This is a genomic window from Pseudoalteromonas sp. S1610, assembly GCF_005887465.1.
GTDB classification, from domain to species: Bacteria; Pseudomonadota; Gammaproteobacteria; order Enterobacterales; family Alteromonadaceae; genus Pseudoalteromonas; species Pseudoalteromonas undina.
The window spans coordinates 17,532-31,767 of record NZ_PNDI01000022.1 but is presented as its reverse complement, the minus strand read 5'-3'; the positions used below and the strand labels follow the sequence as shown (position 1 = coordinate 31,767).

At 39.9% G+C, this 14,236-nt stretch carries 14 protein-coding genes; 4 read left to right on the top strand and 10 right to left on the bottom strand.

The annotated features are described in order from the left end of the window. The first annotated feature begins 12 nt into the window (after nt 1-12). Nucleotides 13-1,341, top strand: a complete 1,329-nt coding sequence (locus tag CWB77_RS10210) for a glycoside-pentoside-hexuronide (GPH):cation symporter (protein WP_109875285.1) — start codon at nt 13-15, stop codon at nt 1,339-1,341. A gap of 11 nt (nt 1,342-1,352) precedes the next feature. After that, a complete protein-coding gene (locus CWB77_RS10205; RefSeq protein ID WP_138622619.1) occupies nt 1,353-2,363 on the top strand; it encodes a LacI family DNA-binding transcriptional regulator in 1,011 nt (336 codons plus the stop codon). Nucleotides 2,364-2,375: 12 nt separating this feature from the next. Here the strand turns inward: CWB77_RS10205 and CWB77_RS10200 are convergent, their stop codons facing one another. The 5 genes from CWB77_RS10200 to CWB77_RS10180 are packed head-to-tail and all read right to left on the bottom strand — an operon-like array spanning nt 2,376 to nt 7,923. After that, the gene (locus CWB77_RS10200; protein ID WP_138622617.1) at nt 2,376-4,337 is read right to left on the bottom strand and encodes an ATP-binding response regulator; all 1,962 of its coding nucleotides are present in this window, start codon (nt 4,335-4,337) and stop codon (nt 2,376-2,378) included. 25 nt (nt 4,338-4,362) lie between these two features. Next, nucleotides 4,363-4,824, bottom strand: a complete 462-nt coding sequence (locus CWB77_RS10195; protein WP_010390893.1) for a response regulator — start codon at nt 4,822-4,824, stop codon at nt 4,363-4,365. Between the two features lies 1 nt (nt 4,825). Continuing rightward, nucleotides 4,826-6,310, bottom strand: coding sequence for a sensor histidine kinase (locus CWB77_RS10190; RefSeq protein ID WP_138622615.1), 1,485 nt, complete (start codon nt 6,308-6,310; stop codon nt 4,826-4,828). Nucleotides 6,311-6,333: 23 nt separating this feature from the next. Further along, nucleotides 6,334-6,543, bottom strand: a complete 210-nt coding sequence (locus tag CWB77_RS10185; RefSeq protein ID WP_008111968.1) for a hypothetical protein — start codon at nt 6,541-6,543, stop codon at nt 6,334-6,336. A gap of 39 nt (nt 6,544-6,582) precedes the next feature. Further along, nucleotides 6,583-7,923: a sigma-54-dependent transcriptional regulator gene (locus CWB77_RS10180; RefSeq protein WP_010390890.1), complete on the bottom strand. Its 1,341-nt coding sequence runs from the start codon at nt 7,921-7,923 to the stop codon at nt 6,583-6,585. A gap of 225 nt (nt 7,924-8,148) precedes the next feature. On the opposite strand from CWB77_RS10180, the gene CWB77_RS10175 reads away from it, so the two are divergent. Beyond that, entirely contained in the window at nt 8,149-8,667 is a 519-nt protein-coding gene (locus CWB77_RS10175) for an NUDIX hydrolase (protein WP_138622613.1), read from the top strand. A gap of 4 nt (nt 8,668-8,671) precedes the next feature. Here the strand turns inward: CWB77_RS10175 and CWB77_RS10170 are convergent, their stop codons facing one another. From CWB77_RS10170 to CWB77_RS10160, 3 genes are read right to left on the bottom strand one after another with little or no spacing between them, the layout of a single operon-like run. Continuing rightward, entirely contained in the window at nt 8,672-9,187 is a 516-nt protein-coding gene (locus CWB77_RS10170; protein ID WP_109875287.1) for a YgjV family protein, read from the bottom strand. 60 nt (nt 9,188-9,247) lie between these two features. Continuing rightward, on the bottom strand, nt 9,248-9,814 hold the full coding sequence (locus tag CWB77_RS10165; protein ID WP_010390887.1) for a Crp/Fnr family transcriptional regulator: 567 nt from the start codon (nt 9,812-9,814) through the stop codon (nt 9,248-9,250). 6 nt (nt 9,815-9,820) lie between these two features. Further along, the gene (locus CWB77_RS10160; protein WP_138622611.1) at nt 9,821-10,855 is read right to left on the bottom strand and encodes an NAD(P)H-dependent flavin oxidoreductase; all 1,035 of its coding nucleotides are present in this window, start codon (nt 10,853-10,855) and stop codon (nt 9,821-9,823) included. Between the two features lie 200 nt (nt 10,856-11,055). Between CWB77_RS10160 and CWB77_RS10155 the strand changes: the two genes are divergently transcribed. Next, nucleotides 11,056-12,432 (top strand): NAD-dependent succinate-semialdehyde dehydrogenase, encoded by a 1,377-nt coding sequence (locus tag CWB77_RS10155; protein WP_138622609.1) that lies wholly within the window; start codon nt 11,056-11,058, stop codon nt 12,430-12,432. A gap of 98 nt (nt 12,433-12,530) precedes the next feature. Here the strand turns inward: CWB77_RS10155 and CWB77_RS10150 are convergent, their stop codons facing one another. After that, a complete protein-coding gene (locus CWB77_RS10150; protein WP_138622607.1) occupies nt 12,531-13,067 on the bottom strand; it encodes a DUF924 family protein in 537 nt (178 codons plus the stop codon). 89 nt (nt 13,068-13,156) lie between these two features. Further along, nucleotides 13,157-14,236, bottom strand: coding sequence for an endonuclease/exonuclease/phosphatase family protein (locus tag CWB77_RS10145; RefSeq protein ID WP_138622605.1), 1,080 nt, complete (start codon nt 14,234-14,236; stop codon nt 13,157-13,159).

The window sequence follows — 14,236 nt, the reverse complement described above, 5'->3', positions numbered from 1 at the left end:
CGAGTGGCTTTTATGCTGAGTAAAAAAGAAAAAATAGCTTACGGCCTAGGTGACACGGCCAGTAATATTATTTTTCAAACCGTAATGCTGTTTTTAACTTTTTTCTACACTGATATTTTTGGTATTTCGCCTGCAGTTGTGGGCACCCTTTTTTTAGTAGTTAGAGTTATTGATGCAGTAACTGATCCAATAATGGGCGCACTCACTGATGCCACTCATACTAAATACGGTAGCTACCGACCCTACCTACTTTGGCTTGCCATCCCTTTTGCCGTTATAAGCGTGATTACTTTTACTACCCCTGAGATGGATGACGCCAACAAAATTATTTACGCCTTCGTTACCTACACCCTGCTAATGTTAGTTTACACCGCAATTAATATTCCTTATTCGGCACTTGGCGGCGTATTAAGTGGCAACCCCAACGAACGTGTCTCCATTCAATCATACCGGTTTGTATTTGGCATGTTAGGTGGTTTACTGGTTACAAGCTGCACCTTGCCTTTAGTAAAATGGTTTGGCAATGGTAATAACGAAATGGGCTATCAACTCACCATGCTGGTTATGAGTTGCCTAGGTGTGGTGTTATTTTTAATTTGTTTTCGTTACACCAAAGAGCGAGTGAGCAATCCACCGCATAAATTATCTTTAAAAACACAACTTCACGTTTTATGGCAAAATCAGCCGTTTAAAATCTTGTGTATGGCAGCGCTGGTATTATTAACCAGTATGGTATTGCGCACAACGTTGGCTATTTACTATGTAAAATATGTTCTTGGCAAAGAAGATTTAATCACCGAATTTGTAACCTTAGGTATGATTGGTAATATTTTAGGCTGCGCTTGCGCACAACCTTTAAGTAAACGCCTTGATAAGAAAGCGGCTTATGTTTATCTGCAATATATTTCCGCCATATTGAGCTGCATTGCCTTTTTTGTTCCTAATGAACACGTTTTACTAGCGTTTTTAGTGTATTTTTTATGGTGTTTTTTCACTCAAATGGCAACGCCTTTATTATGGGCAAAAATGGCTGATACTATTGATTACGGAGTCTGGCAAAATGGCCTTCGACTCACGGGTTTAGTTTACGCAAGCATCGTATTTTTTATCAAATTGGGGCTTGCATTAGGCGGAGCGATTGCCGGTTGGTTACTTGCTTATTATCAATATCAAGCCAATGTGGAATTAAGCGAGGCAACTAAAAATGGTATTTTAACCTCATTCACACTTTACCCTGCGATTGGTAGTGTACTTGTGGCATTAATAATGAGTAAATACAGCCTAGACAATAGAACCATTAAAAAAATCACTGCCGATTTAACACAGAAAAGCAATTTGTAGCAAGGAATAGTATGGCCACCATTTATGAAGTGTCAAAGCTTGCAGGGGTGTCACTTGCCACTGTTTCAAGAGTAATGAACAACAATGCAAACGTAAGTGATGCAACCAGAAAAAAAGTCACCTTAGCCATGGAAGAGCTGGGCTACCGCCCTAACTCTATTGCGCAATCACTGGCTTCTAATTGCTCGAATAGTGCGGGCTTGTTAGTTTCAGAGCTTAAGGGGCCATTTTATGGACCGATGATGAGCGGTATAGAGAACACCCTAAGAAACCAAGGTAAACACGTTATTATTACCGCAGGCCACAGTGACGCAGAGCGAGAGCAACAAGGCATCGAATTTTTAATTAGCCGTAACTGCGACGCACTTATTTTGCATGTTGAAGCTATTAGTGATGAATACTTAATAAAACTCAGTAAAGGCAAAACCCCGTTTGTTTTGCTAAACCGCTATATTGAAGAGCTCGCCGACCGCTGTATTATTCTTGATAATACTAAAGGTGGCTATTTAGCCACTAAATACATTATTGAATCGGGCCATAAAGAAATTGCGTATATTAGCGGCCCATTATGGAAAAAAGATGCCCAAGAACGCTTAAATGGGCATAAACAAGCGCTTGATGAATTCGCCATTAAATTTGATGAAAATAATTTATTTGAAGGTGACTTTGTAGAAGAAAGTGGCTATGAAGGCTTCGCTACACTGTATAAAAACAACCCAGCCTTTACCGCCTTGGTATGTGCCAATGACGAAATGGCCACTGGTGCCATGGTGAGTGCCAGAGAGCATGGTATACAACTACCTTCGCAGCTTTCAATTATTGGCTACGATAACGTGTTTTTTACCCGTCACGTTTACCCTCCGTTGAGCACTATAAACTATCCTATCGATGAGATGGGTAAAGTGGCAGCGCAGTGGGTACTTAGTCATGTTTATCAAAAAAGCGTACACCCTATTCAAACGTTATTTGAGCCCGAGTTAGTTATACGCCAATCTGTGGTTAAACCTTTAACATCTAGGTAAGCTAATAGGGTGTTAAACAAGCTGATTGAGTAATGCTAAATTTATTGGTTTTAACAATACCTGCTCTATTTCTAGTTGCCTGATATGCACGGCATCGGGCTCCATACCACTAATAATAACGCGCTTAATATTAGGGTAATGCTGTTTAATAAACCCAGCCAGCTCTAAACCGGTTCCATCTGGCAAATGCATATCAAGTAATACTTTATCGTAATTACTATTATGCTCTAGTACTGCCTTACAGTCTTTAACACTTGTTGCTATATCGGTATCTACATCCAAGCTTTCTAGTAATAGCTGGGTAATTTGTGCGGCATCAGCATCATCTTCTACTAATAAAAAGCACTTCTTATCTCTACTCGGTTTAGGCATTGGCTGAATAGATGAAGTAGGCTGTTCTTTTTGCCCGAGCCTTAACTCTAAGCATTGATAAAGCAAGTTGGAATCGACAGGTTTGGCAATCATATCGTCAAACCCTAACGCATTGAGTTCGCTATGAATGCCTTTCATAGTCGCAGCAGTTAAGGCTATGATTGAACCTTTAAACCCTAGCTTTCTAAGCTCAATAGCAGCTTCTTTTCCGCCCATTACTGGCATGTGGATATCTAAAAATATAATATCGTAGGTTGCGTGCCCGTCTGCTAGCTGTTTTTTTACTTTTTCAAGCGCTTGCTTCCCATTATCAGCATAATCGACCGCAGCGCCTGCTGAACCGATTAAGTGACCAACTAACACACGTAAATCGCGTAAATCATCAACCACCAACACCTTACCGCTCACTTGGCAGGGTGCTACTTTTTGCTGCATATTGGGGGTTAAATCAAGTTTTAATAAATTGCGCTCTACCTGCCTGATATCACCAGGATATAAAGAAATGGTAAAGGTTGAGCCTTTACCTACGTGAGAGTCTAATGAAATATCCCCCTGCATACGACTAAGTAGTTCAGAACAAATAGCTAAACCTAAGCCTGCACCACCGACTGAACGCGACTCTACATCAGCTATTTGCTCAAAAGGCTTAAAGATGAGAGCTTGTTTTTCTGGAGCAATACCTAAGCCTGAGTCTTTAATACTAAAAAATAGCATTTCACGCTCATTGACTACTTCAGTCCACGCGTTAACCACAATCTCGCCTTGCTCAGTAAATTTAATCGCGTTATTGATCAGGTTAATAAGAATTTGTCGAACTCGAGTGGCATCTACACGAATGACTAGTGGTAAAGGCTCCAGTGATTCAAACTTTAGTGATAAGCCTTTATCGAGTGCCGATACGCGCATTAATGTAAATACGTCGGCCATTAAGCTATCAAGGTTAACCTCCCCTAAACTCAGTTCGAGTTTATCGACAGCAATTTTAGATAAATCTAAAACATCATTCAGTAAGCTTAATAAATGCTTACCATTACGATAAATCACACCGAGCTCGTTTTCAGCCTGCTTGTTAAAGTCACTGAGCATCAACAACTCGGTATAACCTAAAATAGAAGATAGCGGTGTGCGCAATTCGTGGCTTAAATGTGCTAAAAAGCGATCTTTTGAACGGTTTTCAGCCTCGGCTTTTAAGCGTTCCACTCGCTCATCTTCTACATCACGGCGCGCTAATGCGTAGCGAATAGAGCGAGCAAACCGGCTACCACTCATTTCGTTTTTAACTAAGTAATCAACAGCTCCGGCATCAAGCGCAGCTGAATCGAGGGCATCGTTTGACTGCCCTGTAAGCATAATAATAGGCCCACAAAAACCATTTTTAAGCGCTTGTTTTAAAACACTCAAGCCATCAGATGCCCCTAAGCGATAATCAAGCAAGCAAATATCATGTTGATTTTTACTCAACACTTCCACCGCCTGCTCAGGAGAGCTTATCCAGTCTATGTCAAACACATGGGAACTGAGCTGCTCTAAATAGTCACGAGTTAAAATATAATCATCTTCATCGTCTTCAACCAATAGCAGTTTCGTTGCCTTTGCTAACATAGCGTCTCCTGTTTTAATAATATGCTTAATCGTTAAACGTGCTTGGTAGCTCTACAAACTCAACCCAGTATTTACCCAGCGTTTTCATCAACTCAACTAACCCGTCAAATGTAACCGGCTTAGTTATGTAAGACGCAGCGCCTAGGTTATAACCTTTAACCATGTCTTCTTCTTGCTTAGATGTGGTTAAAATTACCACTGGGATGCCTTTTAGGTTTGGATTTGCCTTAATAGCTTCAAGCGCTTCACGACCATCCATTCTCGGCATGTTTAAATCAAGTAAAATTAAGCCTGGTCTTGGCGAGATGCTTTTATCTACAAACTTGCCTTTGCGCTCTAAGTACTCCAAGAGTTCAACACCGTCTTCAACAAAATGTAATTCATTTAAAACGCGACTTTCAGCAAGCGCATCTTGGGTTAATAAACGATCATCTTCATCATCGTCTGCCATCAAAATGGTAATCGGTTTTACGTTTGTTAATGGCATATTATGCCTCTCCTTGTAATGTGAATAACTCTGCATCCACAGGTAATTTAATGATGAAAGTTGCCCCCTCACCTAGGGTGCTTATCGCAGCAATAGAGCCGCCGTGTCGTTCTACAATTCGACGACATACAGATAAACCAATACCCGTTCCTTTATATTCTGAACGGCCATGCAAACGTTGAAATGGTACAAATATTTTATCCGCGTACTCATCAGAGAAGCCGATACCATTATCTTTTACGGTAATGACATGCCAACATATTTCACTGTTATGATCTTCACTAAACTCACATACTCGTTCAAAGTCAACATTAACAACCGGGTCAACGTTAGGCGCTCTGAACTTCACTGCATTGGAAATTAAGTTTAAAAACAGCTGATGCATTTGACTCGGATCTGCCTGAATAATGGGCATCTCAACCGTAACAACCTGTGCATTACACTCATTAATCGCTATTTCTAAATCACCTTTTATATCATTCAGAATGCTGTTTAAATCGGTATCGGTAAAATCTTTACCTCGGGTTGTTACTCGAGAGAACTCTAATAAATCATTAATTAAATTAGACATCCTTTGTGCGGCATTTTTCATGCGGGCAATATAATCTGCGCCTTTTTCACCTAATTCGTCTTTAAACATGCTTTCAAGCCGGTCACTAAATGCTTGAATTTTCCTTAACGGCTCTTGCAAGTCATGGCTAGCAACAAAAGCAAACTCCTCTAACTCTCGGTTACTACGACTTAATTCATCAGAATACAAAGTAAGCTCTTGAGTACGTTCAGTCACTTTACTGGCTAAAGTTTCATTTTGCATTTCCAGCTCGGCACGATACTCGGCCGCATTTTTCAAGTTCAACCTCGCCAATAAAAACATACCCAAAATCAATAATGCGCTGGTAACTGCAGTAATACCAAAAGTGATTTTAGCTTCTTTCTTAATTTGTTCTAATTTCGAAAAGTGACTAACTTTAAACAACAATTCACGCTCTTGAATATCATTAACCAACGCCCGAATCTCTCTGTAAAGATCACGCCCTTCATGTGTATTCAGCCTCAAAAGTGCGCGCTTTTCTTTATCGTTTAATGCTAATTCAACCGTTTTTTTCAGCTCAGCTATTTTAGCTTCAACCAGTAGTAACAGCTGTGCAATACGCTGTGCCTGCCCATCAATTTCAGAATGCAAGGCATTCACATGACTGGTTTGGGATTTTATTTGCGCAACAGCATCGTAATAAGGCACTAAATAATCATCAGTTTGGGTTAATAAATACCCTCGCTGTCCCGACTCGGCTTGCACTACCGAAAGATGCAATTGTTCTATCGCCGTGCTTAACATATTAGTGTTATCTAAACTTTGCTGAGTACGCGATAATCCTTGAATAGTATTAATGGCTAAAAAAGCATTACCAACAATAATACACAGTACTATAGAAATAAATAACGCCCATACTACATTTGCCTTGCCTTGCTGTTTGCGTTTAATCATTTATCGTCCTGAATTAATTAGGGTTACTTCGACTCTGAAATAAGCTGCAAACTGTCACTGCACGCTTGGCAATTAGCAATTATTTTATCCAGTGCGGCGAGTGCTTTATCTTTTGGCATATCGTTTTCAAGTACTAGCTTAATTAGTTCAGCGTTCATCGAAATACGGTTTAGCGGCGCACGTGCGTCGTGTACCAGCTCATTCAAAGGTTTTGCCTGTTGTGGTGATGCCATTAAAGTCCTCGTTTTGTTGTTATTAAATTTGCATGCTGGTTATTTATACTCGCCAATACCACCATAAGCATTTAAACGGTTGTATAAGGTTTTAGTACTAATGCCTAACATTTGTGCCGCTAATGTTTTATTACCTTGTACCTTATCGAGCGTGGCATGAATAAGCTCTTTTTCAACTTCTTCAATTGTTTGCCCTGCTGATACCTGTTTGTCCTCAGATTGAGTATTAACCCTTGAAAAAGGCGATTCTAAGTTGTCAGGTAAACTAATTGTGCTAGTTTGCGGGTCGCTCATAATAAAAGCGCGATGAATAGCATGGCGAAGTTCACGTACGTTACCTGGCCAGTCGTATGTTTGTAGCTCTTTAAGCTGTTCGTTAGCCCAGGCAAACGCTGTACCATTTTCATCGTTCAACTGACCTAAAAACGCTTTTGCGAGTAATGGAATATCTTCTTTTCGCTCTCGTAGTGGCGGTATATCAATTGGAAAAACAGCCAGTCTAAAGTAAATATCTTCACGTAAAATATTATTCTGCGCTAAATCGGTAAGAGAGCGGTTAGTCGCTGAAATAACACGGCAATTTACTGGTAACTCACGATTACCGCCTACTCGTGTTACTTTTTTAGTTTCAAGTACACGCAGTAAGTTAGGCTGCATATCAATCGGCATTTCGGTGACTTCATCAAGAAATAACGTTCCGCCGTCTGCTTGTTCAAACACGCCCTCTTTACGAGCAATGGCACCGGTAAATGCACCTTTTTCGTGGCCAAATAATTCACTGCCAATAAGCTCTTTTGAAAGCGCCCCACAGTTACTCGCCACCAGTGGACCTTCGCATTTACTAGCATTATGAATAGCTTGGGCTACCACCTCTTTACCTGAGCCACTTTCACCCATAAGCATAACATTAGCATTGGTTTTAGCTACACGCTCAATCATAGTATAAAGCTGTTGCATGGGCGCAGACTCGCCAATAAGCGTGTCAAAATGATGAGTAATAGCGGCGCTTTTCGCTTTTTTTACTGTTTTTTTAGGGCCATTTAAAACCAGTTCTAAATCTTCACGTTGCAGCGGCTTTAATAAATGCGACACATTAGGCTCACACATCTCAGCTAAAATACCTTTAACCGAAGGGTGACCTGAAATAAGGGTGACTTTAGGCGATTGACCAATCATTTTTAAGTGATCCAGCAAGTGCAAACCACTGCCATCAGGTAACATAAAATCGAGCAGCACATGATCAAAGGTGTTATTTTCAAACCATTGATGCGCTTCTTTTAAACTGGTTGCTGTATTAATGTTGTGGCCAAGAAACTCAACAATATGGCAAATAACATCACTGAATTCGACGTCGTCATCGACTAAAAGTATATTTAACATGAATAATCCCTGTGCTTTTTCACCATTCTACTTACCCTTTAATGTAAATGAAAGATATACATAATTAAGGTACAAAATGCAGCTGTTTTATTTTTAATCCACTAGTTTAATCATAAGTAGCTGTATAGGCGCTGAAATAGCGCTATTTTATGCGGCTTATTAAATCTCTATTAAAGCAATTAATATAACCAACTGATATAATTTATTTTTATTAAAGGAGTTGTTATGCGCTTATTAAAAACCTACATTCATCCCTCAATCAATATTGAGCAAGGTCGTCAATTTTCTCGCCCAACCGCTCGCGCTATTGCATTTAAGCAACAACAAATTTTACTTATGTATACTCAGCGCTACGACGACTTTAGCTTACCTGGCGGTGGAATTGACTCACATGAAAGCATAGAGCAGGGGTTGATCAGAGAACTAAGTGAAGAAACTGGCGCACAAAATATAAAAGTATGTAGCGAGTTTGGGCTTTACGAAGAGTACCGCCCTTGGTACAAAGATGACTTTGATATTATTCATATAGAATCATACTGCTACCTCTGCCAAATTGATGAGCAACTAGGCCAAGCACAGCTTGAACACTACGAACAACAAAATGGCATGCAGGCTAAATGGGTTGATATTTTCCAAGCGATAGCCCATAACGAACGTACACTTGCAAACAGTGACAAGCAAGGGCTATCAATTATTCGCGAAACTTACCTACTAAAAGCCATTGCTGCACAGTTTTTTACCTAAGTATTTAGGGTTGCGTTTGCGGTTCGCTCAGCGATTTTTTCCCCACATAAAAGCGATATAGTCCCAGTAAGTTACTACTTAAAAATAGGCTTTCCATGATTATTGCCACTGGCGAGCTGGCGAAAATATTATGTGTTATCCAAAAAGAGGTTCCCACCACCATACATAACCTTAAGTGCAAATCTCGATTTTGAAATGAAGCGATAGTTTGTATTAATGTCGCCACCAATGCAAAAGCACTAAACCAATCTTGCCAAGTAAAATAAACGGCTAAGCAGCTTACAGCCATAAACCCAAACATAGCCCAAGTATGCTTAAAGTAAATACAGTAAAAATAACGTACCGCGGCAATAAACATTAAGCAGCCAGCACTGTTATAGCCCAATATAAAAAAGTGAGCAGAGGTTAATAATACTGAGGTAAATAAACAGCTTAAAATAATTCGTCGGGATTTAAACTGAAATGAAGCTAAGTCCAGTAAAGTAGCGACTGCTACTAACGATTGGGCAATTAAAAACATAACACTCCAAGGTATTAAAGCTTAAAATGGGGAGTGTATAGTGCTTTATGAAAACAGCACTTAACTTAAGTTAAGTCGCTTACGAATTCGTGATAACGAAATAGCCGAAATGCCTATATACATTGCCACTTGGCTTAAACTTAACTGCGCCAACCAATGAGGTTTATGTTTGAGTAAATAGCAGTAACGCTGCTCGGGACTATTGAGTAATAAAAATGCTTCTTTGGCTTCTTTAAAAATAAGTTGCTGTGCAATAAGCTGCTGCTTAATCAGTTGATACTGTGCTTGCTCAAATAGTGTTAGTGGTACTTTAATTACATTGGCTTCGTTAATCACTTTTAATTGATAAAACGCAGGAGTTGAGGTCATCCAATTGGCAAACAGCAAAGCAAATTCATTTTTAAAATAAAACTCTTTACACTTTTGCACGCCGTCAATGTCGTCATGAATAGCGCCTAGGACCCCGTCCACAACTAAATACCCATAACTTTGCAGATCGCCTTGTTGCACTAATACGGTATTGGGCGCTATTAATTGCTGAGGATACTTACCAGCCAATTGCACTTTAAACTTGTTTACTAGTGCTTCATAACTGTCGCCAAGCGATAAAAGTGGATTATCAGACATTAAAAATTACCATTTTTTCATTAAAGCATGTGTAATATCAGCCGCTGATACACCCACCCTAGGAGTATATTTTTGGCCACACCATAAAGGTGAAAAATCACTTTTAGCACTTTTTTCAGCTAGAGTTCTTAAGGCTGTTATAGCACTGCTGGCATGTGGAAACGCAGGAACGCCCTTTGGTATAGCACCTAGATCTTGCATTACTCGATTTTTAATACCCCGAGCAGCTCTACCAGAAAACAATGTAGTCAGTGTAGTCTCGTCTTGTTGTTGATCTAAAATAGCTTGTTGATGCAAAGCTGATGTTGTTGCCTCCTTACATAGTAAATAAGCGCTCCCTACTTGTACAGCACTCGCTCCTAACGCTTTAAACCGCTGTACATCATCGGCTGAAGCAATGCCACCAGCAGCAATAATAGGCAGTGATATATGCTCAACACAACGTTTAATTAACTGCTCAGTAGTTTGTTGTAAACTTAAATCCATTGATAAAAAATGCCCTCGATGGCCACCAGCTTCTATACCCTGAGCAATAATCCCATCAGCGCCATTTTCACTAAGCCAAATAGCTTCATCTAAAGTGGTAGCCGTTGAAATTACTTTAGTGCCCCAGCTTTTTATTTGCGCCACAATAGCTTGCTTAGGTAAACCAAAATGAAAACTAACAACTGCTGGCTTATAGGGGGCAATAATATCAACAACCGATTGATTTATAGGTTGACGAGAAGCCCCTGAAGTTAAACTTTGCGGGTCAATTTCATACTCTGCAAAATAAGGTGCCAGCATATTATGCCATAGCTGCTTTTGTTCGTTCGTGTAATCAGCAACCCTATGACAAAAAAAGTTAAGATTAAAAGGTTTCGTTGTTTTTTGGCTAAGTACTTCTAGCTGCTCAATTAATTGTGCTGGTGATAACATGGCGCAAGGCAAAGAGCCTAACCCTCCAGCCTCACTCACAGCAAGAGCAAGTTGCTCATTTTGAACACCTGCCATAGGTGCCTGAATTATCGGTAAAGCGGTATTAAACAATGATGGCTTCATTTGAACTCTCCCTGTAACTTTTTCAACAACTTGCACTATTTACAGAACCATAGCAAAAACAACAAGCAAACAACATCTAGATTTTAGTCATAAGTAATGTAAAAACCATTACTAACAGATAGTTATGACTTTTTAATATCTAGAAACTAACTGGCTTTGGTTTTGCACCTATCCTATTACATAATTTGTTAGGAGGTAAAATGAGTAACACAGTTGATACGATCAATCCCGCAACCGAGCAAGTCATTAATAGCTATACGCTGCTTTCTCAAGATCAAGCAGAACAAGTGATCGAAAAATCTCATGAAACATACTTAAAATGGCGATTAACCTCGTTTACCGAGCGCGCACAACATCTAAATAAATTAGCCTCTTTATTTGAAAGCCAAAAAGAAGCCTTAGCAAAACTAATGACCGAAGAAATGGGTAAAGTCTATGAGCAAGGCTTCCAAGAAGTTCAGCTTTGTGCTGACATTTGTCGTTATACCGCTGAGCATGGCGCCGATATGCTTAGCGACGAGGAGCGCGACATGCAAGGAGGTCGTGCAATCATAAGCTATCGCCCTACCGGTGTGCTGCTGGGTATTCAGCCATGGAACTTCCCACTTTATCAAGTTATTAGATACAGTGCCGCAAACATTATGGCGGGTAATACCACGGTATTAAAACATGCCGGTAATGTATTTGGTATGGCTGAAAAAATTGAAACATTATTTCTACAAGCAGGCTTCCCTGAACACTGCTTTAGCAACTTACTGATTGATGGTAAAACCGCCAGCGCCCTTATTTCACACTCGGCTATAAGCGGCGTGACCTTCACTGGAAGCGATGGCACAGGTAAAAAAGTAGCAGAGCAAGCTGCCAAGCATGTTAAAAAAAACGTACTAGAACTGGGTAGTAACGACGCTTTTGTTGTACTTGACGATGCTGATTTAGCCCTTGCAGTTAAGGCTTGTTTACAAGGACGCATTATTAACAACGGCCAAACCTGTGTTGCCGCAAAGCGCTTTGTGGTGGTTGATTCACTCTACAATGACTTTAAAGAAGCACTAAGCCAGCAATTTAAGGCGATAAAAATGGGCGACCCAATGGATGAAGATACTGAACTGGGTCCTATGGCACGCGAAGATTTACGCGACAAAATTCATCAGCAAGTGCAAGACTCTGTCAATGCGGGTGCAAAAGTAATTGTAGGCGGCGAAATACCGCAACAAACAGGTTATTACTACCCCCCAACCGTGCTCGAAAACCTTAAACCAGGTATGCCTGCTTATGACGATGAGCTATTTGGTCCTGTCGCATCTTTAATTAAAGCCAAAGATAACGACGACGCTATGCGTATCGCTAATGATTCGCGCTATGGACTAGGCGGCGGTATATTTTCAAAAGATGAGAAAAAAGCCATTGAACTGGCCAAAAAGTATTTTGACACCGGCATGATCAATATTAATGGTTATGGTTTGGCACAACCAAACCTACCATTTGGTGGTGTTAAAGACAGCGGTTATGGCCGAGAGCACGGCGGCTTTGGGATTCGCGAATTTGTGAATGTTAAAAGCATCATGATTCACAGCTAGTATCAGGTATCAGGTATCAGGTATCAGGTATCAGGTATCAGGTTAGTAAAATTAAATACCGCGCTTGTAGCAAGCGCGGTGTTTTTTGTCTAATAAATTTAAAAACCTGAGTTAGGCTGTTTTAGAAACTCAAGCTCTTCTTTTGTAGAGTCCCGTCCTAGTATTTTATTACGATGCGGATAACGATTAAATCTATCAATAATCGCCTTATGCTGATACTCAAAATCTAAGTTATTTTTAATACCTAACGCTTTATATAACTTCACTGCTTCCTTATGAATTAGCTTTGATTCGCTGTGCATAAAAGGCATATACAAAAATACGCGTTGCTCATCCGTCAATTCCTTATCAAACCCTTTGGCAATAGCTGCTTGCGCTAACGCTAGAGCTAATGCATCGCAAGCAAATGATGCGGGCTTTTCACGGTAAATATTACGTGAGAACTGATCAAGCACAATAATTTCAGCAAGACTACCTATCGCGCTTTCACGCCAATCAAATAACTCACTTACACTTGCTTGATGATGTAATTCACAAAAACGAGTTTTAATTTGTGCATCAAGCCTATCGTCTTTTTGCCACCACTGTTTAGGCTCAAGCTCATTAAACCAAAAGTCGATGATTTTATTAAACATAATGAATCTCTTTGTTAATTAACGCTAAACCAAATAGTTTGCTACAAAAAACTTCGTCTAAAACCTTTAACCTAATATCTGTACTATACCTAGCTCTTTTCAAACATAGGTACTTTGCGTTTATCTGCTTTGCTCATTGCCAGCTCTTGTATATCTTGCTGCTTTTGCTCGCTTGGTTTTGTTTCAAGGGATTGCTGATTAGCATCTTCAAATACCAATTCGGTTAATAAGGCAAAGTGATCCGAGCCATATTTAGCAAGGCGCTTTATCCGTTTTACACTAAAGCCTTTTGAATGAAACAAATGATCAAGCGGCCAACGCATAAAAAAGTAATTAGCGTGAAAAGTATTAAAAAAACCACGGCCTTTACGGGGGTCTAAAAAGCCACTAATTTGCATAAATAAACGAGTACTGCGTGACCAAGCAACATCATTTAAATCGCCAGCGACTATCGTAGGGCGAGTTGAATCTTTAAGAGCTTTAGCCACCATTATTAATTCGCTATCGCGCGGGCGTGATGAATCTTCTTCGGTTGGGCTTGGTGGCGCGGGATGAATAAAATGCCCCTGCATTTTTAACCCTTGGTGGTTTTCAAATAAAATATGAATAGAAGGAATATCATCTTCTATAAGTGCACAAATTTGTGCATCGAGTATGTTAAATTTACTAAATACATGCATGCCGTAGCGGTTATCTTTAGGGCACTGTACTTGATGAGGGTAGTGCTTTTTAAGCACGGACAATTTATCTTGCCACCAACTATCGCTTTCTAAGGTGATAAGTAAGTCTGGCTGATATTTATCGACTAAGTCAATTAACTGCTCACTATGTCGATTCGACATCAGTACATTAGCGGATAAGATTCTGATGCTATGATCACTACTTTTTGGCGCTGTTAATACTTCTTTTTTAGCAAACCAAGTGTAGGGATAAATCCACTTAGCTTGAAGCGCACAAATAATTAAAGCAACAGCCGCTATTAATGAGTATGCAATAAAGTCGATTTGCCACATACCTATTACTGCCACGATAATTACAGCGCTTGCTAGGTAGCACACCTGCAAGCGCACAAAGTCGCAACTACGTATCAAATAATGCTGACTGTATGACAGGGGTAATAAGGTTATTAATAACAACAAGCCAGTAACTATGACCAATACAGTGAGCAT